The following is a 23,857-nucleotide window of genomic DNA, read 5'->3' as shown; positions in this document are numbered from 1 at the left end:
GCGCGTGCAGCGGCGCCTTTTTCATTTTCGAGATCGACAAAGCCAGCGATGCAAAACCTCTACGAACCATCCCTTCGTCATTGCGAGCGAAGCGAAGCAATCCAGGGCGGTTCCGAACTGCTCTGGATTGCTTCGCTTCGCTCGCAATGACGAGGTGGGTAAAGCTATTGCGCACAACCCTGCTGCACGCTCAACGCCGACATTTCCGGGGTATGGGAGTCCTGTGAGCTTGTCGAAGGGGCCCCAGATTCCCTTATCTTCCAATATCTTCAAGGAATGAGAACGGTAGACCCCGTAGTCGCCCGGCTCTCCAGTGCCCGGTGGGCCTCCGCAGCATCCGCCAGAGCGAAAGTCTGCCCGATCTTCGGCGCCAGCACGCCCGAGGCGATCCGCCCGAACAGCTTTTCCGCATTCGTCGCCAGCATTTCGGGCGTAGCGATGTAGTCCGCCAGCGTCGGCCTTGTCGCGTAGAGCGATCCGCCCCGCATCAGGTCGAGCATCCCGATGGGCGGCACCGCGCCCGAGGCGTTGCCGTAGCTCACCATCAGGCCGCGCTTGCGCAGGGACGCGATCGAGGCATCCCAGCTTGCCGCGCCGACGCCGTCGTAGACGACATGGCACAGGGCGCCGTTGGTGATGTCTTGTACCGCCGCGGGCAGGTCGGCGAATCTGCAGGACAGGGAATGTTCTGCGGGCACCTGCGCGGCCTTATCGGGCGATCCCGAGTGGGCGATGACGGTGACGCCCTTGTCGAGCAGCCAGGGCACCAGGAGCGATCCGACACCGCCAGCGGCCGAGTGCACCAGCGCGACGTCGCCGGCCTTCGCCGGGAAGGTGTCTTCGGCAAGGTAGCAAGCGGTCAGCCCCTTGAGCATGACGGCGGCCGCCACCTCCGGGGCGATGCCTTCGGGGATGCGCATGGCCTTGGCTGCGGGGATCGCGCGATGCGTGGCGTAGGCTCCGCCGTTCTGCGTCGTGCCGACGCGCTCGCCTACCGCCAGGTCGGTCACGCCGTCACCTATGGCGACGATCCGGCCCACGCTCTCGGAGCCGAGGCTAAGCGGCAGGGCATCGGGGTAGAGGCCCTTGCGATAGTAGGTATCGATGAAATTGAGCCCGACCGCTTCGGTCTCGATTACCACTTCGCCGGGAGCAGGCGACGGGATCGCGAAGTCCTCCCGCTCGATGACTTCCGGGCCACCGTGGGCGCGCACGATCATGCGATAGCTGCTGGTCATGTCCCGTCCTCTCAGCCGATGTGCGCGGCGAAGAAGGCTTCGGTGCGACCGTCGGCAAGTTCGGCGCCTACCTCGTCGCGGCGCGCACCGATCTCGGCGGCGAAGCCATGGTCGAGCCCTTCGTAGTCATGCAGCGTGACCTTCGGGTGATCGTCCAGGCCTTCGTGCATCGCCTTCTGCGCTTCGGGGCTGACGAAGTGGTCGGCGGTGGGGATATGCAGCATGAGGGGGCGGGCGATCGCGTGCTTCTCGTTCAGCATCTGGTCGATCATCACGCCGTAGTAGCCGACCGAGGCGTCGATGTCGGTCCGCGCGGCGGCCATGTAAGCGATCTTGCCGCCCATGCAGAAGCCGACGAAGCCGACTTTCTCGACCTGCTTCTCGCGGCGGATCCAGTGGATCGCGGCTTCGATATCCCGCATGCCGAGGTCGAAGTCGTGGCTCATCATATGGCCCAGCGCGGCCTGCATTTCCGCCTCTACGTAAGGGCTCAGCTCGATGCCCGGCTTCTGCCGCCAGAACGTGTCAGGGGCGACTGCGAGATACCCTTTCGCGGCCCACTGGTCGGCCTTGCGGCGGATGCCTTCGTCCACGCCGAAGATTTCCTGCTGCACGATGATCGCGCCGCGCGGCGTGCCTTCGGGAGCGGCGACGTAAGCAGGGAAGGTGCCGTCACCGTCGAGGGTGGGAATCTCGGTGTTCGTGGCCATGTCTGTTCTCCTGTTCGCTTTGCGGCGAGTAAGGCACTTGGATTGGACTTTGCCAAGCGCATGTGTCAGTCATGCTGCGATAATTCAGCGGGAGCCGAGCGATGAAGGTCAATGTCGAGGTCGAATGCTCCCCTGAAGAGGCGCGCCGTTTCCTCGGCCTGCCCGACGTCACCCGTGCGAACGAGGCTTACGTCGATGCGCTGACCAACGCGATGCAGGGCACCACCAACTTCGACCAGATGAACGAACTGGCCAAGCAGGTCGCGCCGATGGGGCAGATGGGGCTGAAGCTGTTTCAGCAGTTCCTTGAAAACGGCGTGGCCATGGCGATGAGCGGCGCCAAGCCCAAGAAGGGCGAGTAGCGTCCGCTCCGCCTCCCTGCTAGGGGAGGGTGGGCATATGGACGATACGATCTTCGCGCTTTCCAGCGGCTCTCCGCCTGCCGCCATCGCCGTAATCCGGATAAGCGGGCCGAGGGCCGGGGAGGCGCTGTCGAGCCTTGCCGGGGCCATCCCCACACCGCGGCGCGCCAGCTATAAGCGCCTGAGTGTTTCACGTGGAACAGTGCTCGACCATGCGCTTGTTCTCTGGTTTCCCGGGCCGAACACGGCAACCGGCGAGGACCTGGCCGAACTGCATCTGCATGGTGGCAAGGCCGTCGTCGCTGCGGTCGAGGGGGCGCTGGCCGATCTTCCCGGTTTGCGCCGCGCCGTCCCGGGGGAGTTCACCCGCCGTGCCTTCGCCAATGGCCGCATCGATCTTGCCGAGGCCGAGGGGCTGGCCGACCTGCTCTCGGCCGAGACCGAACTGCAGCGGCGCAGCGCCATCGCCATGGCGGGCGGGGCCTTGTCCCGGCAGGTGGATGACTGGCGCATGCGGGTGCTCACCGCATCGGCATCGGTGGAGGCGGTTCTCGATTTCGGGGACGAAGACGATGTCGCGGACCTCCCTGCCGACTTCATCGCTCGCATCGACGCCCTGGCGACCGAAGTGTCCGACTGGCTCTCGCGTCCCCGCGCGGAGACTCTGCGCGAGGGCTTTCGCGTGGTGCTGGCCGGTCCGCCAAACGCAGGCAAGAGCACCCTGTTCAATGCGCTGGTAGAGGACGAGGCGGCGATCACCGCGCCACTCGCCGGAACCACCCGTGACGTCCTGACACGCGCCGTCGCCATCGGCGGCGTGCCGTTCGTCTTCGCCGACACCGCCGGTCTGCGCGACGAGACGGACGATGTGATCGAGGCGATCGGTATCGATCGCGCCCGTGCGGCGCTGGACCGGGCTGACCTCGTGCTCTGGCTTGGAGCGGCGGGGGAGGGGCCTGACGCGGCGTGGGAAGTGACCCCGCAGATCGACACACCCTCGGCTCGCCCGAACCCGGCGGCGCGCCATGCGATTTCAGCGGTGACCGGCGAGGGCCTCGATGCCCTGCGCGATGACCTTATCGAGACTGCGCGGCACGCGATGCCGCGACCCGGTGATGCGGCCCTCAATGCGCGGCAGCATGCGTTCCTGACCGATGCCGAACTGGCCTTGCGCGCGACACGTCATGAGACCGACCCGTTGCTGGTCGCGGAGTGCCTGCGCCGCGCGCGTGTGGCGTTCGACGGGCTCGTCGGCCGGGCGACGACCGAGGACATGCTCGACGCTCTGTTCGGCCGTTTCTGCATTGGAAAATGAGCGATGTTCCACGTGGAACATGCCGAGGTGCTTTGACGTGAAATCCGCGACGCGGTAAGGCGACGTCATGCACTCCTTCGATGTGATCGTGATCGGCGGCGGCCATGCCGGCTGTGAGGCGGCGGCAGTGGCCGCCCGCATGGGCGCGCGCGTGGCGCTCGTCAGCTTCGACCTCGACGCGGTCGGGGCGATGAGCTGCAACCCGGCGATCGGCGGATTGGGCAAGGGCCATCTCGTTCGCGAGGTCGATGCCTTCGATGGACTGATCGCGCGAGCGGCCGATGCGGCGGCGATTCACTATCGCATGCTCAACCGGTCGAAGGGAAGTGCGGTTCAGGGCCCGCGCGTGCAGGCGGATCGCGTACTGTTCAAGGCGGCGATCCAGCGGCTGCTCAAGGAGCAGGGCGATCTCACGCTCGTCGCTGGTGAAGCGTCTGCGCTGGTGCTCGAAGGCGGCAGCGCGGTCGGTGTCGATCTTGCTGACGGCACCCGGCTGAGCGCGCCCGCGACGATCCTGTGCACCGGCACGTTCCTCGGCGGCACGCTGTTCCGGGGTGAGGAGCGTCTGGTCGGGGGTCGCATCGGCGAGGCATCGGCGCAGCGACTCGCCGCGCAGATGCGCGATGCGGCGCTGCCGATGGCGCGGCTCAAGACTGGCACGCCGCCCCGGCTCGACGGGCGCACCATCGACTGGTCACGTCTGGGCGAGCAGCCTTCGGACGGCGAGGCCTGGACCATGTCGCCGATGGAGCAGCGGCGCGCGGTGCCGCAGGTGTTCTGCGCGATCACCCGGACCAACCCGCGCAGCCATGACGTGATCCGCGCGAACCTCCATCGGTCCCCTCTGTTCTCCGGCGCGATCGGGGCGCAGGGGCCGCGCTACTGTCCCTCGATCGAGGACAAGATCCACCGCTTCGCCGACCGCGACGGGCATCAGATATTCCTGGAGCCCGAGGGGCTGACGACGCACCTCGTCTATCCCAATGGCATCAGCACCTCTCTTCCTGCCGACGTTCAGCTGGAAATGCTGCGCACAATGGACGGGCTGGAGACGGTGGAGATGGTCGTGCCCGGCTATGCCGTCGAGTACGACCACATCGATCCGCGCGCCTTGCGGACCAGTCTGGAACTGCGCGAGATTCCCGGCCTCTATTGCGCGGGCCAGATCAACGGCACGACCGGATACGAGGAAGCGGCCGCGCAGGGTCTGGTCGCCGGGCTTCATGCTGCGGCTTCTGTGCTCGGCCGCGATGCGCCTGCGCTCGACCGGGCGAACAGCTACATGGCGGTGATGGTCGACGACCTTACGCTGCATGGCGTCAGCGAGCCTTACCGCATGTTGACCGCGCGCGCGGAGTATCGCCTGCGTCTGCGCGCCAACAATACGACGACCCGCCTGACGCCTCTGGCAATCGAAGCCGGGGCCGTGACCGCTGCGCGCCGGGACTGGTTCGCTCGCCGCGAGGAGGCGAGGGCGGCTCTGGGCCAGGCGTTAGATGCGCCCTTGGCCTCGACTGAACTTGCGGCGGCGGGACTGCCGGTTCGCTCCGATGCCGGGCGTCTGCCGCTGCGCGATTGGTTGCGCTTTGGCGGCGTCGATATTGCGGGACTGTCGCCGTGGATCGATCCCGCCCTTCGCGCCGACGCGGATCTCGTCGAGGAGATGGCCGAGGACGCGGCTTATGCGCCTTACCTCGAACGGCAGGAGCGCGAACTTCGGGACTTGCGCGCCAGCGAAGCGCTGAGCCTTGGCGACGATTTTCCTTATGACCGGATCGCCGGCCTCTCCCGCGAGATGGTTGAGCGGCTGACTAGGGCGCGTCCCGCGACCCTGGCGGCAGCAGGGCGGATTCCGGGAATCACTCCGGCGGCGCTGGCGGCGCTGCTTGTCCATGCCCGCAGGGAGGCCGCGTGATCACGACCGAAGATGGGGCGCGCGAATGGCTGCGTGCGCTGCCCGAATGCGATGCGATGGCAATGGAGCGACTGGAACTGCTCGTCGCCATGCTGGCGGAAGAGAACCAGCGCCAGAACCTCGTATCGGCCGCCAGTCTCGATCAGGTCTGGCTGAGGCATATTGTCGATAGCGCGCAGTTGCTGCCGCATGTTCCACGTGAAACATCGACGCCTTGGATGGACCTCGGCACCGGCGCAGGATTCCCCGGACTGGTGATCGCGGCGCTTCGACCCGAATGCGAAGTCGTGATGGTCGAATCGCGCGCGCGGCGAATCGAATGGCTCGACCGCGCGCGAATCGCGATGGGACTGACTCGCGCCTCGATTGCCGGACAACGCCTCGAACTGGTCGAAAGTCGTCAGGCAGCCGTCATCTCCGCCCGTGCTTTTGCGCCTCTCGACAAATTGCTGACGTTATCCGCGCGATTTTCCACAAGTGACACCGTGTTCCTGTTGCCCAAAGGGCGGTCTGCCGGTCAAGAATTGCAGGACCTTCGCAAGTGGCGGCATGTGTTCCACGTGGAACAGTCCCTGACGGACCCGCAGGCGGGCATCATTGTCGGCACCCTTGCCGACGGGAAGGGTAAGATCGGGTGATTCGCATTGCCATCGCCAACCAGAAAGGCGGCGTCGGAAAGACGACGACGGCAATCAATGTCGCGACCGCGCTTGCCGCTACCGGGTGGAAGACACTCCTGATCGACATCGACCCGCAGGGCAACGCATCCACGGGAATCGGGGTCGGGGCATCGGAACGCGGAGCGTCGTCCTACGACGTGCTCGTCGACAAGGTGCCGGTGTCGCAGTGCGTCATGCCGACGCGGATTCCGAATCTCGATCTGCTGCCTGCGACAGTGGACTTGTCCGGGGCCGAGGTCGAACTGGTCAGCGCCGACGACCGCGCGCATCGCCTGCAGCGCACGCTGACCCCGGACCTCGGCTACGACGTCTGCCTGATCGACTGCCCGCCCTCGCTGGGCCTGCTGACGCTCAACGCGCTCAATGCCGCCGATACCCTGCTGGTGCCGCTGCAGTGCGAGTTCTTCGCGCTCGAGGGGCTTAGCCAATTGTTGCAGACGGTGGAGCGGGTGCAGCAGCGCTTCAACCCCGATCTCGGCATCATCGGCATCGCGCTGACCATGTACGACCGCCGCAATCGCCTGACCGAGCAGGTTTCCGACGACGTGCGATCGGTGCTGGGCAAGCTGGTGTTCGAGACCGTCATTCCGCGCAACGTGCGCCTCTCCGAAGCGCCGAGCCATGGGGTTCCGGCGCTCATCTACGATCACGCCTGCGCCGGCAGCCGCGCCTACATGGCGCTCGCGCGCGAGCTGATCACCCGATTGCCCGAAAAGAGGAAAGCGGCATGAACGACGACTCCATCGTGCGCTTCAGCGTACCCCAGCCCAAGGCGGGCGGGCAGAAGCCCAAGGGTCTTGGCCGTGGCCTCGGCGCGCTGCTGGGCGAAAGCCGACGCGAGGAGCCGGTCCCGGCGACGGGCGAGGGCGGCACGGTCGCTCCGACGCGCGGTGGTCTGGCGGTGCTGTCGATCTCCGACATCAAGCCCGATCCGCATCAGCCGCGTCGCTATTTCGAGGAATCGGCGCTGGAGGAACTCGCTGCGTCGATCGCGCAGCGCGGTGTGATCCAGCCCATCATCGTGCGCCCGCTCGATAATGGCCGTTACCAGCTGGTTGCCGGTGAGCGTCGCTGGCGTGCGGCGCAGAAGGCGCAGCTTCACGAGATTCCGGCGCTGGTCCGCGAATTGTCCGACCGCGAGGTCATGGCGCTGGCGCTGATCGAGAACCTCCAGCGCGAGGACCTCAACCCGATCGAAGAGGCGCGGGCCTACAACCGCCTTGCCGAACTGGAGGGCATGACTCAGGCCGAGATCGCCCGCATGGTCGACAAGAGCCGTAGCCATGTCGCCAACTTCCAGCGCCTGCTTGCTCTGCCCGACGGCGTGATCCTGCTGGTCGAGAAGGGCGATTTGTCGATGGGCCATGCCCGCGCCCTGATCGGCTGCGACGACGCCGAGGACATAGCGGTGGCTGCCGTCTCCAAGCAGATGTCGGTGCGCGACGTGGAAAAGCTGGTGCGCAAGAAGCAGCGCGGCGATGTGGCGCCCCGCCGTTCCGCACGCGCGGCGCGCAGTGGTTCGGAGGATGCGGACATCGCGGCGGTGCAGAACCATCTCGAGGAATTCCTCGGCCTGCCGGTGAAGATCAGCGCCGATGCCGATCCTTCGACCGGCACCGTGACGATCCGCTACGCGACGCTCGATCAGCTCGACCTGATCTGCCAGCGGCTGACCGGCGGCGCGATCTGAACTTTCGTCATTGCGTAAAACGAAGGAACCCAGGGCAGCTTACGCCGTCCTGGGTTCCTTCGTTTCGGCACGGCCGATTTACTTGATCGGCACTCGCTTGTCGGGGACGATTTTCACGCGCTTGTCCGGGACCACCTTGCTGCGGCGGGGAATGACGCGGCGGGCAGGGCGGACCGGCACGTCCTCGTAGACGTATTCGACGGTCTCGGTGCAGTTCTGCTTGGGCTGGGCGAGCGGGACCATCATCATGGGCTGGGCCATGCAGCAACCCTGCGCCGGGTAGCCGTAGGCGGGGTAGTAGCCCTGCGGCGCGTAACCGGGGTAAGCGCCGCCACGCTCGTAGTGGGCATAATAGTCGTCGAGATAGGCTTCGCATTCGTCGCGGTTGCGGCCGCGATCCTCGGCCTTGTCGATGGCGGCTCCGGCGACGGCGCCTACGGCCGCGCCTGCTACGGTGCCGACGGTGCGATTGCCGCGCCCCGCGATGCGGTTGCCCGCAACGCTTCCGACCACGCCGCCGATGACCGCGCCACCGACGCCGGAATCGCGCGAGGACAGGCGCTGATGGCAATCCGCGAGCCAGGCTTCGCGCGGATCGTAGCCTTGTCGATCATATCCACGCCCGTCATAGCTCTGATCATAACCGTAGGGACGGGCTTCGGATTCGCCGTGCGGGCCATCATGGGCGAGCGCCGGAGATGCGGCGAGAGACAGCGTCGCAACGACGACGGCATGCAGGGGAAGACGCATCGAGGGCACCCTTTCGCGAGAAACGCGGGGCGATGAAAGTCAGCCCCGTCAGTTAACGCGAAATTTAGCATCGTGATCCGCGCAAAACCAAGCGTCTTGCGCGGATGTGCTGTCGGTGTCCCGTTTTGGTGCGGGCTCAGATGGCCAGCGAGGCGACCTGTGCGAGAAGCTGCATCCCGGCAGCGTCCTCGTCATCGAAGCGGCCCGGCGTGGGGCTGTCGAGGTCGATCACCGCAATGACCTTGCCGTCACGCAGTACCGGCACCACCAGTTCGGAACGGCTGTCGGCATCGCAGGCGATGTGGCCGGGAAACGCGTGGACGTCTGGCACGACCTGCGTGGTGCCCAGCGCTGCAGCCGTGCCGCACACGCCGCGGCCGAAGGGGATGCGGATGCAGGCGGGCTTGCCCATGAACGGGCCGAGCACCAGCTCGTCCTCCACCGTGCGATAGAAACCGGCCCAGTTGAGGTCGGGCACGAACTGCCAGATCACCGCAGCCAGATTGGCCATGTTGGCGATGGGATCGGGTTCTCCCTGCACCAGCGCATCGGCGGCGCGGGCGAGGGCGCTGTAGAGTTCGGGCTTGGGGAGATCGGCGTCTGCGGCAAAGTCGTACATGCCGCGCATTTAGCGCAAGTCTTTGTTGTCGGCCAGCCGGTGCGGCTCTATCTCTTGGCGCATGAATCCGATCGTCAAGAAGACCGCCATCGCCTCCGCCGTGATCGTCCTGGCTGCCGCCGGGTTCGTGTACTGGGGCCTGAACTCCAACACCTCGGAGCTGCCGAGCGATGCGACGGCAGGCAAGAACCCGCAGCTGGTCGAACCCAAGGCGCAGTGGATCCCCAGCATCAAGCTCGCCAAGCCGGTGGGCTGGGCTGCGGGCGAGGCGCCCAAGGCGGCTCAGGGACTGACGGTTGCCCGCTTCGCGGAAGGGCTCGATCATCCGCGCACCATGCTCACGCTGCCCAATGGTGACGTGCTGGTGTCGGAGACGAATGCTCCGGCCGGGAACAAGCCGGGTGGGATCACCGGCTTCGTCATGGGCCTGATGTTCAACCGCGTCGGCGCCGGGGAGGCTTCGCCCGATCGCATCGTGCTGCTGCGTGACGCCGACGGCGACGGCAAGGCCGAACTGAAGACGACGCTGCGCAGCGAGGACATGCACTCGCCCTCGGGCCTCGCTTACCGCGACGGCAAGCTCTACGTGGCGAACCACGACAAGGTGCTGGAATTCGCCTTCACGCCCGGCCAGACCAAGCTGGAAGGGCGGCCGCTGCGCACGATGATCGACCTGCCGCCCGCCGGCAACCACTGGATGCGCAACCTGCTTCTGAGCGAGGACGGCAAGCATCTCTACGTCGCGGTCGGCTCTGCCAGCAACGTTGCCGAGAACGGCATGGAGGAAGAGACCGGGCGTGCGATGATCTGGGAGGTCGACGTTCAAACCGCCCGCCGCCGCCAGTTTGCGGTCGGCATGCGCAATCCCAACGGTCTGGGCTGGAACCCCTCGACCGGCGAGATGTGGGCGACGGTGCAGGAGCGCGACATGCTTGGCCCGGATCTCGTGCCGGACTACCTCACCAATGTGCCGGTCGGCGCGCAGTACGGTTGGCCGTGGGTCTACTGGAAGGACACTTTCGACGAACGCGTCCAGTGGCCGATGCAGACTTACATGATCGAATATACCCGCAAGCCGGAATACGCGCTGGGCGCCCACGTCTCGGCGCTGGGGCTGACGTTCGCCAATGGCGGCAACCGCATGGGCAAGGGCTATGAGAACGGCGTCTTCATCGCCCGCCATGGGTCTTGGAATCGCCGTCCCTCGGCGGGCTACGACGTGGTGTTCATTCCTTTCGATGCCAACGGCAATCCGAAGGACGTGAAGCCGCAGCCGGTGCTCACCGGGTTCCTCAAGGACAACGGCGATACCCACGGCCGTCCCACCTGGGTCACGTGGGACAAGGGCGGCGCGCTGCTCGTCAGCGATGACACGGCGGGGATCGTCTGGCGCGTGGTGTCGCCGGGGGCGCAGCCCTCACCGGCGATCAAGCCCGTCGTTACCGAGCACATGAAGCCGCGTGAGGACATCAAGGACCCGACTTCTCCGGAAGAGGCGGCGAAGTTGATGGGTGGATTCCGGAAGGAAGACGATCGGCTGTTGCCGCAGTAAGTAGAAAGAGAAGTCCTGGGGCCATCGCCCCAGACCCCCACGTTGTCGCCGTGCGCTCAGCTAACGTGATGCGCGCACGACGACGACGGTAATGGGGTGCAGGGGTGTTGACCCCTGCGTTTATATCGTCTTCCCTGCTCTTCCAGCCAATTCATTGACGTACTGCCACGCCACGCGTCCAGACCGCGCGCCACGCCGCCGCGACCATTCCAGCGCGTCCGACGGCTCCCACTCCAGCCCGAATTCACCGGCATAGCCGCCGATGATGGCGAGGTAGGAATCTTGGTCGCAGTTGTGGAAGCCGATCGAGAGGCCGAAGCGATCGGCCAGGGCCAGCTTTTCGTCCACCGCGTCGCGGGCGTTGATGGGATCGTCCTGCTCCGACATCGAGCGGCCGACGATGGCGCGGCGGTTCGACGTGACGGCGAGGCGCACGTTCGCCGGGCGTGCCTCGACGCCGCCTTCCAGCCACGAGCGCAGGATGCGCGGCCCGGCCCCGTCGCCTTCCTCGAAACCGAGATCGTCGATGAAGACGAGGAAGCTGCGGTCGACCTTGCCGAGTGCGGCGAAGAGGTCGGTCACGCCGGAGAGCGCTTCCTGGGCCACCTGCACCAGCGCGATGCGTCCCGAATGCGCCGTGTCGGCGGAGCGTATGGCGGCGCGCAGCAGGGCCGACTTGCCCATCCCGCGCGAGCCCCAGAGCAGCATGTCATGCGCGGCGTGTCCGGCGGCAAGGCGCTCGACGTTGGTGACCACACGGTCCTTCTGCGTGTCGATGCCGCGCAGCAGGGTCAGGGCAGGGGCGTCGAGTTGCGCGACCGATCGCGCGGCGCTGCCCGTCCATACGTAGGCGGGATGCGCGAGCCAGTCGGTCGCGGTCGGGGCGGGTGGCACGAGGCGTTCCAGCGCTTCGGCGATGCGGGTGAGAACCTGGGTGTGCTCCGCGGGCTGGGTCGTCATCTTTTGCATGTCCTTGGCATTCGTCGCCGTGGGGCTATAGCGACGGGGTATGGAGCACGCCAGCCAGCCCGAGATGCTTGAAGCCGGTCCCGACGGGATCGAAGCCGCCGCGCGTCTGTTACGGGAAGGGCGCCTTGTCGCCGTTCCGACGGAGACGGTCTACGGCCTTTCGGCAAGAGCGGACCGGGACGAGTCCGTAGCAGCGATTTACCGGGCCAAGGGTCGGCCGAGTTTCAATCCGCTGATCGTCCACGTGGAACATCTCGCGTCGGCGCAGATGCTGGCGGAGTTCGACGAGCGCGCGCTGGCATTGGCTGAGGCGTTCTGGCCGGGCGCGCTGACCATGGTTCTGCCATTGCGAAAGGGCGCGCCGATTGCCGCTGCGGTCACCGCCGGGCTCCCTACGATCGCGCTGCGCTGTCCGGCGCACCCGGTGATGCGGGCGGTCATCGCGGCGACGGGCCTGCCGATCGCGGCGCCTTCGGCCAATCGCAGCGGCGGGGTCAGCCCGACCGAGGCAGGGCATGTCGTCGCCTCGCTCGGGGCGAATGTCGATGCGGTGGTCGATGGCGGCGCCTGTGAGGCAGGGCTGGAATCCACGATCGTCGCGTTGCGGGACGGGGGGCGCTGGCAGATCCTGCGTCCCGGCCCCATCGCCGAGGATCGCATTGCCGCTGTACTCGGCGGCGCGAGCGAGCCGGTGACTTCGCAGGCCATCGAGGCGCCGGGGCAACTTGCCAGCCATTACGCGCCGGGCAAGCCGGTGCGGCTCGATGCGATCGAGGCAGAGGCTGACGAATTTCACATCGGTTTCGGCGCAGTGGCGGGGGAGGTAACCCTGTCGGCGAGCGGAGATCTGATCGAGGCGGCCTCGCGGCTCTATGCGCTGCTTCATGCCGGAGCGGCCGCAGCGCAGCCGCGCATCGCCGTGGCGCCGATCCCGGAGGGCGATATAGGCGCTGCCATCAACGATCGCCTGCGCCGGGCGGCAGCCTGAGGCTTTTCGTCGGCTCCTCCAACTCCTCGTCATTGCGAGCGTAGCGAAGCAATCCAGAGCGGCTTGAGACTGCCCTGGATTGCTTCGCTACGCTCGCAATGACGAGGAGGCAGGGGCAGGCAGGCAGGCAAGGAAAAGGCCCGCACCGTCGCTGACGATGCGGGCCTCGTATGTTCCACGTGGAACGTTTCTCAGTAGTCGTGGTCGATATCGCCGATGCCGTTCATCCGGCTGCGCAGCGTCTCGGGCTTGCGTACGAGGGTGACGTTGCCCGCGCCGTTGATTTCCACGTCGACCACGCCGGTGGCGCCGATGGTGACGTCGCCCACGCCGTTGATGCGGATCGTAGCGTCGCGGCCCTGCACCTTGCCGAGGTCGATGTTGCCGGCACCGTCGGAGGTCACGAAGGTCCGGGCGACCTTGCCCGATGCGTCGAGGTCGATGGCGCCGCGAGCGTTGATGCGCAAGGATTCCTGGTCGAGACCGTGTAGATCCACGTCGCCCGGTGCATCGAGGTCCAGCCCGGCGATCTCGGGAGCGGTGATTCGCACCTTGAGGCCACGATGGATCCGGGCGCTGCCGTTAAGCGAGAGGCGGCCGTTTGCCCAGACCAGCCGGTCGACCACGCTGGCGGGCCCTTCGACGGTCATCTCGGCCTTGTCACCACGCGTGAACTCAAGGTCCACCGGCACTTCCATGGCGAGCTGGCTGCCCGACTGGATGGCGAACACGCGGGACTTGCGCGGACCCTGTTCGTGGTGATCGTCGCCGCCGTCGAAGTACCAACCCTTCGTCTCGAATTCCTGTTTCATTTTCTCGCCGCCGAAAGTCCAGGCGAGGGCGAAGGCGGCGATCGACAGGATCAGGCCGCTGGCGAATACGATGAGCAGTTTCCTGAGCATCACTTGGTCCTCCTTGTCGTCGTCAGTCTTCGGGATGGATGGCGGGTTCGAGCACACGGTAGTGCAGGCGGCCGAACCACATGAGGGCGTTGACCACGCCGATGCCCACGATGGTGAGCAGGGCGCCGATGCCGACCGCAGCACTCATGGTGCCGAGGCCCAGCAGGATCGCGATCAGCGGGCCGCCGGGGAAGCCGGAGAAAGGCCCGGCAATCAGCATGAAGCCGCCGCCGACGAAGGCCGCCAGCACCGCCACGAACAGGCCGAAGACCACGCCCAGAACCGGCAGCACGATCGGCAGCAGGATCAGGATGTCGATCGTGGCGAGGCCCATGAAGGCAAGGATCGCGCCCCAGGCGGACGACGGCGTGCGATCGCTCTTCCAGTTGCGGAAGCCGGTTTCGAAGCGCAGTTCGCGGGCAAGGCGGCTCGGGTTGCCGAGGGCCGTCGCAACCTCCTCTTCGCTGCGGCCCTCGGCAAGGCCGGCTTCGAAGTGCTCTTCGTAGTCGGCGACGATGTCGTCGATGGCGTCCTGCGGCATGCCCTTGAGGCCCGCCTTCAGGCGCTTGATGAATTCGTTACGCATCATGGCTGGGCTCTCCTTCCTGAATCGGGCCTTCCTGAACGGCAGTCGGCTCTGCGGCATCGTCGAGCAGCGTGTCCACGGCCTTGGTGAAGCCGCGCCATTCGGCGACCTGCTCGGCAAGACGCGAGCGGCCGGTGTCGGTGAGGCTATAGTACTTGCGGGGCGGGCCGGAGGGCGATTCCTCAAGGTAGGTCTTCACCAGACCTTCGGACTGCATGCGGCGCATCAGCGGGTAGATCGTGCCTTCGCCCATGTCGACCGCGTCGGCCATGCGGCTCGCGATCTCGTAGGCATAGCTGTCCCCCCGCGAGAGCAGCGCCAGGACACAGAGCCCCAGCACCCCTTTCTTCAATTGGATTTCGATTTCGGACATCGAATCATCTCCTGCGGATGTCCATCGTATATAACCAGCTACTGTGTGTTGCAAGATACCTTGTTTAGAAAAGTACAGGTCGAGGCAAGATACCTTGCTATCGATAGGTATCGATCAATGGACTTCGGCTGATTTCCGGGGTTCTCGGCGGGGCGGAGGGCAGCTAGGTTGCCGCGCGATGACCACGCCTTACCATCCTCCGGTCAAACGTTCGGTGGAGATCGCCGGGCACAAGACCTCGATCAGCCTCGAGCCGGTGTTCTGGGACCTGCTCAAGCGCGCCGCCGCGCATGAGGGGTTGCCGGTGAACGCGCTCGTCGCGCGGATCGATGCGGAGCGACTGGAGGCTGAAACGCCGCCGGGGCTGGCCGGGGCGGTCAGGGTGTGGCTGGCGACTTCGGCTCTGGGCTAGAGTGTTTCCCATTCGTCATTGCGAGCATAGCGAAGCAATCCAGGGCAGTCTTGGGTCGCCCTAGATTGCTTCGCTATGCTCGCAATGACGAATGGCGCCTTCAGGCGGCGCGGCTAAGCCTCGGTTCGGCGGGCTTGCGCATCAGCATGTCGAGGCTGACCGGCCCCCATCCCAGTCCGTGCGCGGCCACGCAGTTGTGACCGGGGCGGCTCCACGCGTACCGGGTATGGCCGTGGAGTACGAGCGCATCGCCTTCCAGCGCCTTCGCAGGGTCGTTGATGAGGGTCAGAGTTCCGTGGGCCGTATCGAGGCGCTGCATGTCGCAGACGCTGGCGTAGCGGCCCGTTGCGAGACAATTCCACGCTTGCGGGTCATTCGGTCCACGCACAAGGTGCTTGTTGCCGGGAAGGCTGCCGAGATGGACGGGGTTTCCGACATTGCCGAGAATCCAGACGGTGTCGTCGTCGGCCACGCGGGCACGCCAGACCTCGCAGATGCGGCGGGTCATCTCGGCGCTATCGGGAAAGCCGTAGGGAATCGCGTGAAGGGCGCTCTCGCCGTTGAAGTTCAGGTCCGCGACAAAGTGGATCGCCATCATCTTCTTCCCGTCCCGGAGGCGGCCATCCCGGCGCTCCGACAAGGGTTTCAACGGGTTAGGTAAACAATTCGTTCCAGCCAGGATGCGGGGAATCAGCCAGGCCGCGGGAATTTGCGACGGATGGCAAAAGGGCGGGAAAGCCTTTGCTTCTCCCGCCCTTTCTAGCGACCGCGACTGGTGATCAGTATGTCGATGGAGGATCGCTCGCCGGGAAGCTCTCGTCGATCGCTTCGTCGGTCTTGTCCCAGCTCTTGGGCGGCGAACTCATATGCTCCGGACCGGAATCGCGCACGCCGCCTGCGAACTCGGCTTCCTGCTTCTTCTCGGTCGCGTATTTGTAGAGGGCGTAGCCGACCGCTCCGGCGGCCGCCAACTTGATGAGGCCCATGTTCGTCTCTCCTCTCGGCAGTTCGAGAGGCAAACGCGCCATGGGCCTTCGGAGTTTCCTCAGTCGCCGCCGACGCGTTCGATCTGCGCGCCGACCAGTGCCAGCTTCTCCTCAAGGCGCTCGTAGCCGCGGTCGAGGTGGTAGAGGCGGTGCACCTGCGTCTGGCCCTTTGCGGCGAGACCGGCGATCACGAGGCTCATCGAGGCGCGGAGGTCGGTCGCCATGACGTCGGCGCCGGTGAGGCCCTGTACGCCGTGGACGATCGCGGTGCGACCCTTGGTCTCGATCCGCGCGCCCATGCGGTTGAGTTCGGGAACGTGCATGTAGCGGTTCTCGAAGATGGTCTCGGTGAGCACGCTGGAGCCTTCGGCCATGCACAGCAGGGCCATCAGCTGCGCTTGCATGTCGGTGGCGAAACCGGGGTAGGGGGCGGTGGAGATCGTGACGGGCCGCAGCTTGCCGTCCGAGGCGACATGGAGGCCGTCGGCCTTGGGCTCGACGTGGACGCCTGCATCGCGCAGCGCCTGCACGGTGGCTTCCATGTCCTCGATCTTCGCGCCCTTGAGCAGCACTTCACCGCCGGTGATGGCGGCGGCGCAGGCGTAGGAACCCGCCTCGATGCGGTCGGGCATGACCATGTAGGTCGCTCCGTGCAGGCGGTCGACGCCGTGGATGGTGAGGTCGCTTGTGCCGATACCCTCGATCTGCGCGCCCATCGCGACGAGCAGGTTGCACAGATCGACGATCTCCGGCTCGCGCGCGGCATTGTGCAGGGTGGACTTGCCCTTGCACAGCACGGCGGTCATCAGCGCGTTCTCGGTGGCGCCCACGGAGACGACCGGGAACGAGTAGCGCCCGCCCGGCAGGCCGCCGTCAGGGGCGATGGCGCGCACGTAACCGGCGGCCAGCTCGATCGTCGCGCCCAGTGCTTCCATGACCTTGAGGTGCAGGTCGATCGGGCGGTTGCCGATGGCGCAGCCGCCGGGCAGTGACACGGTCGCCTCGCCCATGCGCGCCAGCATCGGTCCAAGGACGAGGATCGAGGCGCGCATCTTGCGTACGAGGTCGTAAGGCGCGACCGAACTGGTGATACGCGTGCCCTGCAGCGTCATCACGCGGCCGAAGTCTTCCGGACGGCTGCCCGCGATCGCGGTGGAGACGCCGAACTGGTTCATCAGGTGCTGGAAACCGTCGATGTCCGCCAGACGCGGCAGATTGCGCAGCGTCAGCGGTTCTTCGGTCAGCAGCGCGCAGGGCAGCAGCGTGAGCGCGGCGTTCTTGGCGCCGGAAACGGGAATGGTGCCGGAAAGGCGCTTGCCGCCCTCGATGATGATCTTGTCCATCACCGTCCTTTAGCGCCAAACGCGCGTGCTTCAACGGGATCGGATGCAATTTCGCGGCGGATTAAGGGTTCGGTAAGATTAACATGGGGTTGTTGCGCTAAGACTATTTCCGGGCTTTAAACGCAACCGCAACATGAGCGAGGCATTATCCAGACCCATGAGTGACTCGAACTTTCGCAAGCCGGTCCGAAAAGCCGTCTTTCCCGTCGCCGGTCTCGGCACCCGTTTCCTGCCCGCCACCAAGGCGATTCCGAAGGAACTTCTTCCGGTCGTCGATCGGCCTCTGATCCAATACGCCGTCGACGAGGCGCGCGAAGCCGGAATCGAGGAATTCGTCTTTGTGACGGGCCGCGGCAAGACCGCGATCGTCGAGCATTTCGATACCGCTTACGAACTCGAAGCGACGATGACCGGGCGCGGCAAGTCGCTCGACCCGCTTGAGCCGACCCGCATCCAGCCCGGCAACCTCGTCACCGTGCGTCAGCAGGTGCCGCTGGGCCTCGGCCACGCGGTATGGTGCGCCCGCGCCGTCGTGGGGGATGAGCCTTTCGCGATCTTCCTGCCCGACGAACTGATGTACGGCACGCCCGGCTGCATGGCGCAGATGATCGAGGCCTACAACGAAGTGGGCGGCAACCTCGTCTCGGTGCTCGAAGTGCCGCATGAGGAAGTGTCGAGCTACGGCGTGATCGCGCCCGGCGAAAGCCGGGGCAATCTCACCGAGGTCAAGGGTCTGGTCGAGAAGCCCAAGGTGGACGAGGCGCCTTCGAACAAGATCGTCTCGGGCCGCTATATCCTCCAGCCTGAAGTGATGGGTCTGCTTGAAACGCAGGGGAAGGGCGCAGGTGGCGAGATTCAGCTGACCGATTCGATGGCCAAGCTGATCGGCCAGCAGCCGTTTCATGCGGTAACCTTCAACGGGCGCCGTTTCGACTGCGGCTCGAAGGTCGGCTTCGTGGAAGCGACGCTGGCTATCGCGCTCGACCGTCCCGATATGCGCGACGATGTACGCGCGATCGCGCAGAAGCTGCTGGGCTGATCCGCCACTTCGGACGGTAAAAAAACGCGCTGCCGGAAGGTGGCGCGTTTTTTGCGGACGCCACCATCAGAACAGTCGTCATTGCGAGCATAGCGAAGCAATCTAGGGCAGTTTACTCGGCCCTAGATTGCTTCGCTATGCTCGCAATGACGATGTGGGTGTTTACTGCCGAACCGGGTCCGTCAGCCGCGCCATGATCGAGGCGACGTAGGCCCGGGTCTCGCGGATATTGGGAATGCCCCCGGCCTTGAGCACGCGGGCGGGACCGGCGTTGTAGGCCGCCAGCGCCTTTTCCAGATCGCCGCCGAAGGCATCGAGCTGCATGCGCAAGTAGCGCGCGCCGCCCTCTAGGTTGGCCATGGGATCGGCGGGATCGACGCCCATCTGCGCGGCGGTGCCGGGCATCAGCTGGGCCAGCCCACGCGCGCCGACCGGCGAGAGCGCCAGTTCGTTCCAGCGGCTTTCCTGCCAGACCACCGCTTCCAGCAGCGTCGGGCTGATGTCGTACTTGGCGGCAAGCTGGGCGACGCGCTCACGCCAGCGGGTCGGGCCTGCCGCGTCGAGTGCTTCTGTAATCGACTGAGGGTGCAGCCCGGAATCGATCTCCATCGGGGTCGATTCGACCTGCTCGGTCGCCTTTGCAACAGTGCTGCCGATGAAGCCGACGCCCGACGACTGATCTACTTGCGCGAGGTCGGATGCGGCGGGGAGGGTTGCAGGGCCACCGGCGACCCATTCGGCGCCTGAGGTGCCGATCTGCAGAACATCTGCTTGGGCCACCGCGGGCAATGCCGCGCAGGAAACGATGACGAGCACAGCCAGTGCTTCGATCCGCCTCATCGATTCGTTTCCCTCACCATGGTCGCCGTTCTACCGCATCCGCGAGATCGAGTCACACGCGGATGCGGCAGAGTCGGGTTACCGGATGCCCAGCGCGGTGCGGATCGAGCGCCACGACAACAGCTTGAAGTTCTGCGCCTTGGGGGCGTTGTCGCCGTCCTGCGCCATGAACAGTCCTTCGGGATACTGCGGTCCGAAGTCGCCGAGCACGACTTCGATGCCGTCGGTGTCGCTGGTCCCGCCGATGGCGCCCCCGTTGATACGGAAGCGGCCTGCGGGCTTGCCGGTGGCGAGATCAAACAGCGCATAGGCGTTGTCGCCCTGGCTGGAGGCGACGAGCCAGGCGCGGCCTTCGGCGTTGCGGGCGATGGCAAGGCCCTCGATGTCGTCGACCAGACCGTCCGCTTCGCCGACGCGGGCGTAGGAGGATGCGGTCAGCGTCGCCGGTGAGAGCGGCACCTTCCAGATCGCCACGTCCTCCTCGGCGACGTAGAGCGTCTTCGTCACGTCATCGACGACGCAGCCCTCGGACTGGGTCGCGAACTTGACGTCGCGCAAGTGCTCGGCCGAAACCTTGCCGGCGTTCTCGACGATGCGGCTCTCGGCGACCGTACCGTCCTTGAGCACGACGTAGGCGCGGGCGAGTTCGCCCGCCGCGAGCGGAGCACCCATGCAGAAGCCGTAGGCCTCCGCCGGGGCATGGTCTGCGGGGAGGAACGTCCCGGAGCCGAGCACCGAGAGCTTGCCGGTCGCACCGTCGAGGCCGAACAGCGCGATGCGCGGCTCGGCGCGGTCGGTACGGTCGCTGGCGCCGACGAGGATGCGGGTGGAGCCGTCGGCCATGCGCACTTCGCGCAGGTCCGCGTTGTTGAGCGCACCGGCGGGCGAGAAGTCCTTCACCGTACCGTCGAGGGCGTAGACGTAGAGCCCGGCCTTCTTGTCGGTGCCCAGGACCAGGCTGGCGGCGGGATTCGCCGCATTGCGCCAGATCGCCGGATCGTCCGCCGCATCGGCATTGCCGGTGCCGACCGGCGTGGTCTCGCCCTCGGCGGGAATGTCGATGGCGGGATAGCGGGGACGGGGAGCTTCGGGTGCTCCGGTGGTGCCAATGGTTGAGGTCGTCGCGCAGGCGGAAAGCAGGAGGGCCGGGAGCAAAGCTCCCGACCCCAGCTTCACGACATCGGCGATGCGCGTGAGGTTGCGCTTCATCAGAACGACATCCTTGCGCCGAACTTCACCGTCGAGCCGTATTCCTCGTACTGCAGCACGCGCTTGGCGCCGCCGAGGTTCTGGTAGGCGAAGTACTTGGCGTTGTTGACGTTCACCCAGTCGGCGAACAGCTTGATGTTGTCGGTCAGCTTGTACTTGGCCGAGAGGTCCAGCTGGAAGTGCTGGTTGACGGTGCGGTCGGTCTCGGCATCGTCGCCCACTTCGTCGAGGTACTTGTCGCGGAAGGTGCCGGCAGCGCGCAGGCTGATCGGACCCTTTTCGTAGCCCAGCACGACGTTGAAGGTGTTCTTCGAGGCGTTGGGCAGGTTGATCCGGCGCGCCACGTCGTCACCGTCCAGCACCGTGCCGCGGGCGTACGTGTAGGTGTAGTTGATCTGCGTCAGCAGGCCGTCGAACGGCGAGGGCAGCATCGAGAACGACTGGCTGAAGCTGGCCTCGAGGCCCACGATCTCGGCGGTGTCACCGTTCACCGGCATCGTCAGCTCGCTATATTCGACGCCCTGATAGGTGCCGGCCTCACGGGTGCGCTGGGTGTAAGTGTAGTCCTTGATCGACTTGTAGAACCCGCCAACCGAGAATGCGCCATTGTTCGAGAAGTAGTATTCGAACCCGGCGTCGAGGTTCCAGGCCTGATAGGGCTTCAGCTCGGGGTTGCCGACTTCCAGTTCGAGGTCATCGTTGATGGTGTTGCGCGGAGCCATCTGCGAGAGCTTGGGACGCACGACGGTCTTGTAACCCGCCAGACGCGCCACGATGTTCTGCTGCGGGCTGTAGCGCACCGTCAGGCTGGGCAGCCAGTTGGTGTAGCTGCGGGTGAAGCTGACCGGGGTGACCACGACGTCGTCGCTGTCGGTCACGTACTGGCCGTTCAGCTCGTTGTACGTACGCTCCATGCGCACGCCGCCGATCACGCGCAGCGTCGAGCTGTCCCAGCGCGCCATCGCATAACCGGCCGCGATGTCCTCACGCACCGAGTAGTCGCTGGTCGCCGAGTTGAAGTCCGTCTCGTAATCGTTGACCACGAAGGAACCGGGGTTCGCGAGCAGGTAGTCGGCCGGGCCGCCCTTGCTGGCGACGGGGCCCATGTTGACCAGGCGGTAGGTCTGCGAACCCAGCACGTCGGCCAGCGTATAGTCCGGCGCATCGTCGGCCAGTTCGTAGTAGGTCATGTTGAAGTCGTAAGACTTCTTGCGCCAGCGGGCCTTGCCGCCGACCTGCACGGTGAAGTCGCCGTTCGAACCTGCGAAGGTGCGGGCGAGGTCTGCCTTGATCGCCCATTCCTGGTCACGGCTGTCGGACAGCGTGGTCAGCTCGGTACGGTTGAATTCATACTCGCTGGGATCGTTGAAGCTGTCCGCGCCCTGCGTCACCGAGTAGGTCGGATAGTACTTGTTGGCGTAATCCATGTCGACCACGGTACCTTCCGTGAAGCGCGCACGGAAACGGGTCGGGTCGATCGAGAAGTTCTCGCGCTCGGTGGACTTGGCGTAGCTGCCCATCCACTTGAACTTCCACACGCCGGTGTCGGTGTCGCTGCCGATCGAGACCGAGCGGATGCGCTGGCGCTCGAAGCGGTCCTTCAGGTCGCGGTTGACGGTGATGCGCTCGTCGTCGCCGTCGAAAGTCGCGCCGCTGTCGGTGCTGGAGGTCGGGCCGTCCTCGAAATCGCTGAAGTCGAGCGTGGTGCGGCGGCGGTATTCGTGGTCGTCGAACTGCGCCCAGTTGCCGCGGATATAGGCCTTGGTCGTGTCCGACACGCGCCAGTCGGCGGACAGCGCCGCGTTGATGCGGGTACGCTCCACGTCATAGTCGCGATATTCGACCGATTCGGCCCAGGCGTTGCCGGCGTCGTCGAGGCTCCAGCCGCCAGTCTCGACGTTGTCGGTCTCGAACTTGCGCTTGTAGTAGCTGACCGATCCGGCGATGCCGAAGTCGTCACCCAGCTTCTGGGTAAAGTCGAACGAGCCCTTGGGCATGACCTTGCCCGAATAGTCGTTCCAGCTGCCCTCGGCGCTGACCGAGTAGCGGTTCTTCTTGGAATCGAAGGCGCTGGTGGTGTTGATCTCGATCGAGGCGCCGATGAAGTCGCCATCCATGTCGGGGGTGAAGCTCTTCTTCACTTCGATCGATTCGATGGTGTCGGATGAGATGACGTCCAGCGCGACCGAACGCACATCCGATTCCGGGGCGGGCAGGCGCACGCCGTTGACCGAGGTGCCGTTGAGTTCGGGGTCGAGACCGCGGACCGAGACGTAGCGGCCTTCGCCCTGATCGTTGAGGATGTTGACGCCCGGCAGGCGGCGCAGCGATTCCGCCACGTTCTGGTCGGGGAACTGGCCGACCGCGTCGCGGGTCAGGACCGATTCCACGCCGTCCGCGGCCTTCTGGCGGGACAGGGCGCTGGTCATGTTCGCGGTCATGCCGGTGACGAGAATGTCGCCGCCGCCGATCGCCGCGAGGTCGAAGTTGCCCTCGATACGGCCGGTCGCAGCGACGTTGACGGTCTGGGTCGTCACTTCCGCACCGACGTAGCGCGCTTCGAGCGTGTAGGTGCCGGCGGGCACGTCACCGAAGACGTAGGAACCGGCGCGGTCGGTCTCGACCTGGCGGTTGAGTTCCACGATGCGCACGGTGGCCGACTGTAGCGCGCGGGTGCCGGTAGCGTCGTTGACGTGACCGGCAACTTCACCGGCGTGAGCGATAGTGGCGAAGGAGGCCGAGGCAAGCAGCCCGGCGACGAGCTGGAGCGAGCGATTCATAGCTGGAATGGTTCCCTGAAGCGACGTTGTGTGTCCTTGAGGGCGGCCCGTAGGCCTGTTCCATGACGCTCGCGTGATAGAGCGAAGACAGTTCGATGACAGTCGCCGCATTGCAGCAAAACACGCCAGAAGACGCGGTGGCTGAATGCCCCGGCAATGCGCTATCTTCGATGAGAGAAAGGGAAGGGAATGGTGCTGCTAGGGAGGATTGAACTCCCGACCTCGTCATTACCAATGACGCGCTCTACCACTGAGCTACAGCAGCACATATTCCAGGCCCGGGTAACCGGGGCGTCTGTCTGCCGGGCCAGAAGCCCCCGAGACAGGGGGGCGCTATTGTCCGCGCGGCGTTCGATTGTCAAGCGCCTCTTGTGCTTTCTTTTTCGGAGCGGCAATGCAGCGGGCGATGAACGCGCCGCAATCGCCTCGAAAACCCACGAAGGAAGAGCGTCTCGCCGCCAAGCTGCGCGAGAACCTGCGTCGCCGCAAGGCGCAGGCTCGTGCCGTATCCGCGCTCGGCGAAGCGGTCGAGGAGGGCGAATCGCCCGACAGCAAACCGCCACTGGCCAAATCGCCGCCGGAAAGCTAGGGGCCCATAT

At 65.7% G+C, this 23,857-nt stretch carries 25 protein-coding genes and 1 tRNA gene; 11 read left to right on the top strand and 15 right to left on the bottom strand.

From position 1 onward, the window contains the following. Nucleotides 1-269: 269 nt before the first annotated feature. Complete coding sequence (locus tag PKE80_RS11610; protein WP_271182594.1) at nt 270-1,238, bottom strand: quinone oxidoreductase family protein; 969 nt, start codon at nt 1,236-1,238, stop codon at nt 270-272. Nucleotides 1,239-1,249: 11 nt separating this feature from the next. Further along, entirely contained in the window at nt 1,250-1,948 is a 699-nt protein-coding gene (locus PKE80_RS11605; protein ID WP_271182593.1) for a dienelactone hydrolase family protein, read from the bottom strand. A 101-nt stretch (nt 1,949-2,049) separates the two neighbouring features. On the opposite strand from PKE80_RS11605, the gene PKE80_RS11600 reads away from it, so the two are divergent. From PKE80_RS11600 to PKE80_RS11575, 6 genes are all read left to right on the top strand, one after another. Next, nucleotides 2,050-2,310: a DUF6489 family protein gene (locus tag PKE80_RS11600; RefSeq protein ID WP_008832531.1), complete on the top strand. Its 261-nt coding sequence runs from the start codon at nt 2,050-2,052 to the stop codon at nt 2,308-2,310. A gap of 37 nt (nt 2,311-2,347) precedes the next feature. Further along, nucleotides 2,348-3,625 (top strand): tRNA uridine-5-carboxymethylaminomethyl(34) synthesis GTPase MnmE, encoded by a 1,278-nt coding sequence (gene mnmE / locus PKE80_RS11595; protein ID WP_271182592.1) that lies wholly within the window; start codon nt 2,348-2,350, stop codon nt 3,623-3,625. Between the two features lie 67 nt (nt 3,626-3,692). Then, a complete protein-coding gene (gene mnmG / locus PKE80_RS11590) occupies nt 3,693-5,540 on the top strand; it encodes a tRNA uridine-5-carboxymethylaminomethyl(34) synthesis enzyme MnmG (RefSeq protein ID WP_271182591.1) in 1,848 nt (615 codons plus the stop codon). 56 nt (nt 5,541-5,596) lie between these two features. Further along, a complete protein-coding gene (gene rsmG / locus PKE80_RS11585; RefSeq protein WP_370423959.1) occupies nt 5,597-6,178 on the top strand; it encodes a 16S rRNA (guanine(527)-N(7))-methyltransferase RsmG in 582 nt (193 codons plus the stop codon). Further along, nucleotides 6,175-6,951: a ParA family protein gene (locus tag PKE80_RS11580; RefSeq protein ID WP_008832535.1), complete on the top strand. Its 777-nt coding sequence runs from the start codon at nt 6,175-6,177 to the stop codon at nt 6,949-6,951. Before rsmG ends, PKE80_RS11580 begins: the two co-directional genes overlap by 4 nt. After that, entirely contained in the window at nt 6,948-7,910 is a 963-nt protein-coding gene (locus tag PKE80_RS11575; RefSeq protein ID WP_069708610.1) for a ParB/RepB/Spo0J family partition protein, read from the top strand. Before PKE80_RS11580 ends, PKE80_RS11575 begins: the two co-directional genes overlap by 4 nt. A gap of 78 nt (nt 7,911-7,988) precedes the next feature. On the opposite strand, the gene PKE80_RS11570 is transcribed toward PKE80_RS11575, so the two are convergent. Together PKE80_RS11570 and msrC are read right to left on the bottom strand one after the other, a co-directional pair. Beyond that, complete coding sequence (locus PKE80_RS11570) at nt 7,989-8,660, bottom strand: glycine zipper 2TM domain-containing protein (protein WP_271182589.1); 672 nt, start codon at nt 8,658-8,660, stop codon at nt 7,989-7,991. A 136-nt stretch (nt 8,661-8,796) separates the two neighbouring features. Then, nucleotides 8,797-9,279, bottom strand: a complete 483-nt coding sequence (gene msrC, locus PKE80_RS11565; RefSeq protein WP_037521322.1) for a free L-methionine (R)-S-oxide reductase MsrC — start codon at nt 9,277-9,279, stop codon at nt 8,797-8,799. Nucleotides 9,280-9,340: 61 nt separating this feature from the next. Here msrC and PKE80_RS11560 point away from each other — a divergent pair, with 61 nt between their 5' ends. After that, on the top strand, nt 9,341-10,831 hold the full coding sequence (locus PKE80_RS11560; RefSeq protein WP_271182588.1) for a PQQ-dependent sugar dehydrogenase: 1,491 nt from the start codon (nt 9,341-9,343) through the stop codon (nt 10,829-10,831). Nucleotides 10,832-10,951: 120 nt separating this feature from the next. On the opposite strand, the gene PKE80_RS11555 is transcribed toward PKE80_RS11560, so the two are convergent. Further along, complete coding sequence (locus PKE80_RS11555; protein ID WP_271182587.1) at nt 10,952-11,791, bottom strand: DUF815 domain-containing protein; 840 nt, start codon at nt 11,789-11,791, stop codon at nt 10,952-10,954. Nucleotides 11,792-11,840: 49 nt separating this feature from the next. On the opposite strand from PKE80_RS11555, the gene PKE80_RS11550 reads away from it, so the two are divergent. After that, nucleotides 11,841-12,788 carry an L-threonylcarbamoyladenylate synthase gene (locus tag PKE80_RS11550; protein ID WP_271182586.1) on the top strand — a complete coding sequence of 316 codons (948 nt, stop codon included), beginning with the start codon at nt 11,841-11,843 and terminating at the stop codon, nt 12,786-12,788. Nucleotides 12,789-12,979: 191 nt separating this feature from the next. Here the strand turns inward: PKE80_RS11550 and PKE80_RS11545 are convergent, their stop codons facing one another. From PKE80_RS11545 to PKE80_RS11535, 3 genes are read right to left on the bottom strand one after another with little or no spacing between them, the layout of a single operon-like run. Beyond that, nucleotides 12,980-13,690, bottom strand: coding sequence for a GIN domain-containing protein (locus PKE80_RS11545; RefSeq protein WP_271182585.1), 711 nt, complete (start codon nt 13,688-13,690; stop codon nt 12,980-12,982). Nucleotides 13,691-13,712: 22 nt separating this feature from the next. Continuing rightward, complete coding sequence (locus PKE80_RS11540) at nt 13,713-14,279, bottom strand: DUF1700 domain-containing protein (protein WP_008832543.1); 567 nt, start codon at nt 14,277-14,279, stop codon at nt 13,713-13,715. Further along, nucleotides 14,269-14,649 carry a PadR family transcriptional regulator gene (locus PKE80_RS11535; RefSeq protein ID WP_271182584.1) on the bottom strand — a complete coding sequence of 127 codons (381 nt, stop codon included), beginning with the start codon at nt 14,647-14,649 and terminating at the stop codon, nt 14,269-14,271. The genes PKE80_RS11540 and PKE80_RS11535 overlap by 11 nt, the downstream gene beginning before the upstream one ends. 178 nt (nt 14,650-14,827) lie before the next feature. Between PKE80_RS11535 and PKE80_RS11530 the strand changes: the two genes are divergently transcribed. Next, entirely contained in the window at nt 14,828-15,061 is a 234-nt protein-coding gene (locus PKE80_RS11530) for a ribbon-helix-helix domain-containing protein (RefSeq protein WP_271182583.1), read from the top strand. 100 nt (nt 15,062-15,161) lie between these two features. Here PKE80_RS11530 and PKE80_RS11525 read toward each other — a convergent pair whose 3' ends face one another. The 3 genes from PKE80_RS11525 to murA form a co-directional block, all read right to left on the bottom strand. Continuing rightward, the gene (locus PKE80_RS11525; RefSeq protein ID WP_271182582.1) at nt 15,162-15,656 is read right to left on the bottom strand and encodes a metallophosphoesterase family protein; all 495 of its coding nucleotides are present in this window, start codon (nt 15,654-15,656) and stop codon (nt 15,162-15,164) included. A gap of 184 nt (nt 15,657-15,840) precedes the next feature. Then, a complete protein-coding gene (locus tag PKE80_RS11520) occupies nt 15,841-16,089 on the bottom strand; it encodes a hypothetical protein (RefSeq protein ID WP_271182581.1) in 249 nt (82 codons plus the stop codon). A 17-nt stretch (nt 16,090-16,106) separates the two neighbouring features. Next, a complete protein-coding gene (gene murA, locus PKE80_RS11515; protein ID WP_008832548.1) occupies nt 16,107-17,390 on the bottom strand; it encodes a UDP-N-acetylglucosamine 1-carboxyvinyltransferase in 1,284 nt (427 codons plus the stop codon). Between the two features lie 157 nt (nt 17,391-17,547). Here murA and PKE80_RS11510 point away from each other — a divergent pair, with 157 nt between their 5' ends. Beyond that, nucleotides 17,548-18,429 (top strand): UTP--glucose-1-phosphate uridylyltransferase, encoded by an 882-nt coding sequence (locus PKE80_RS11510; RefSeq protein ID WP_271182580.1) that lies wholly within the window; start codon nt 17,548-17,550, stop codon nt 18,427-18,429. A 162-nt stretch (nt 18,430-18,591) separates the two neighbouring features. Here the strand turns inward: PKE80_RS11510 and PKE80_RS11505 are convergent, their stop codons facing one another. The 4 genes from PKE80_RS11505 to PKE80_RS11490 form a co-directional block, all read right to left on the bottom strand. Further along, on the bottom strand, nt 18,592-19,269 hold the full coding sequence (locus tag PKE80_RS11505; RefSeq protein WP_271182579.1) for a lytic transglycosylase domain-containing protein: 678 nt from the start codon (nt 19,267-19,269) through the stop codon (nt 18,592-18,594). Between the two features lie 78 nt (nt 19,270-19,347). After that, complete coding sequence (locus tag PKE80_RS11500; protein ID WP_271182578.1) at nt 19,348-20,478, bottom strand: phytase; 1,131 nt, start codon at nt 20,476-20,478, stop codon at nt 19,348-19,350. Next, entirely contained in the window at nt 20,478-23,258 is a 2,781-nt protein-coding gene (locus tag PKE80_RS11495; RefSeq protein ID WP_271182577.1) for a TonB-dependent receptor, read from the bottom strand. The genes PKE80_RS11500 and PKE80_RS11495 overlap by 1 nt, the downstream gene beginning before the upstream one ends. Nucleotides 23,259-23,448: 190 nt before the next feature. After that, a tRNA-Thr gene (locus PKE80_RS11490) sits at nt 23,449-23,523 on the bottom strand. A 129-nt stretch (nt 23,524-23,652) separates the two neighbouring features. Here PKE80_RS11490 and PKE80_RS11485 point away from each other — a divergent pair. Beyond that, the gene (locus tag PKE80_RS11485; protein WP_008830757.1) at nt 23,653-23,847 is read left to right on the top strand and encodes a hypothetical protein; all 195 of its coding nucleotides are present in this window, start codon (nt 23,653-23,655) and stop codon (nt 23,845-23,847) included. Nucleotides 23,848-23,857 lie beyond the last annotated feature (10 nt).

It is taken from the genome of Novosphingobium resinovorum (assembly GCF_027922145.1).
GTDB classification, from domain to species: Bacteria; Pseudomonadota; Alphaproteobacteria; order Sphingomonadales; family Sphingomonadaceae; genus Novosphingobium; species Novosphingobium resinovorum.
The sequence above is the reverse complement of the archived record's forward strand: the minus strand, read 5'-3'. Positions and strand labels throughout refer to the sequence as shown.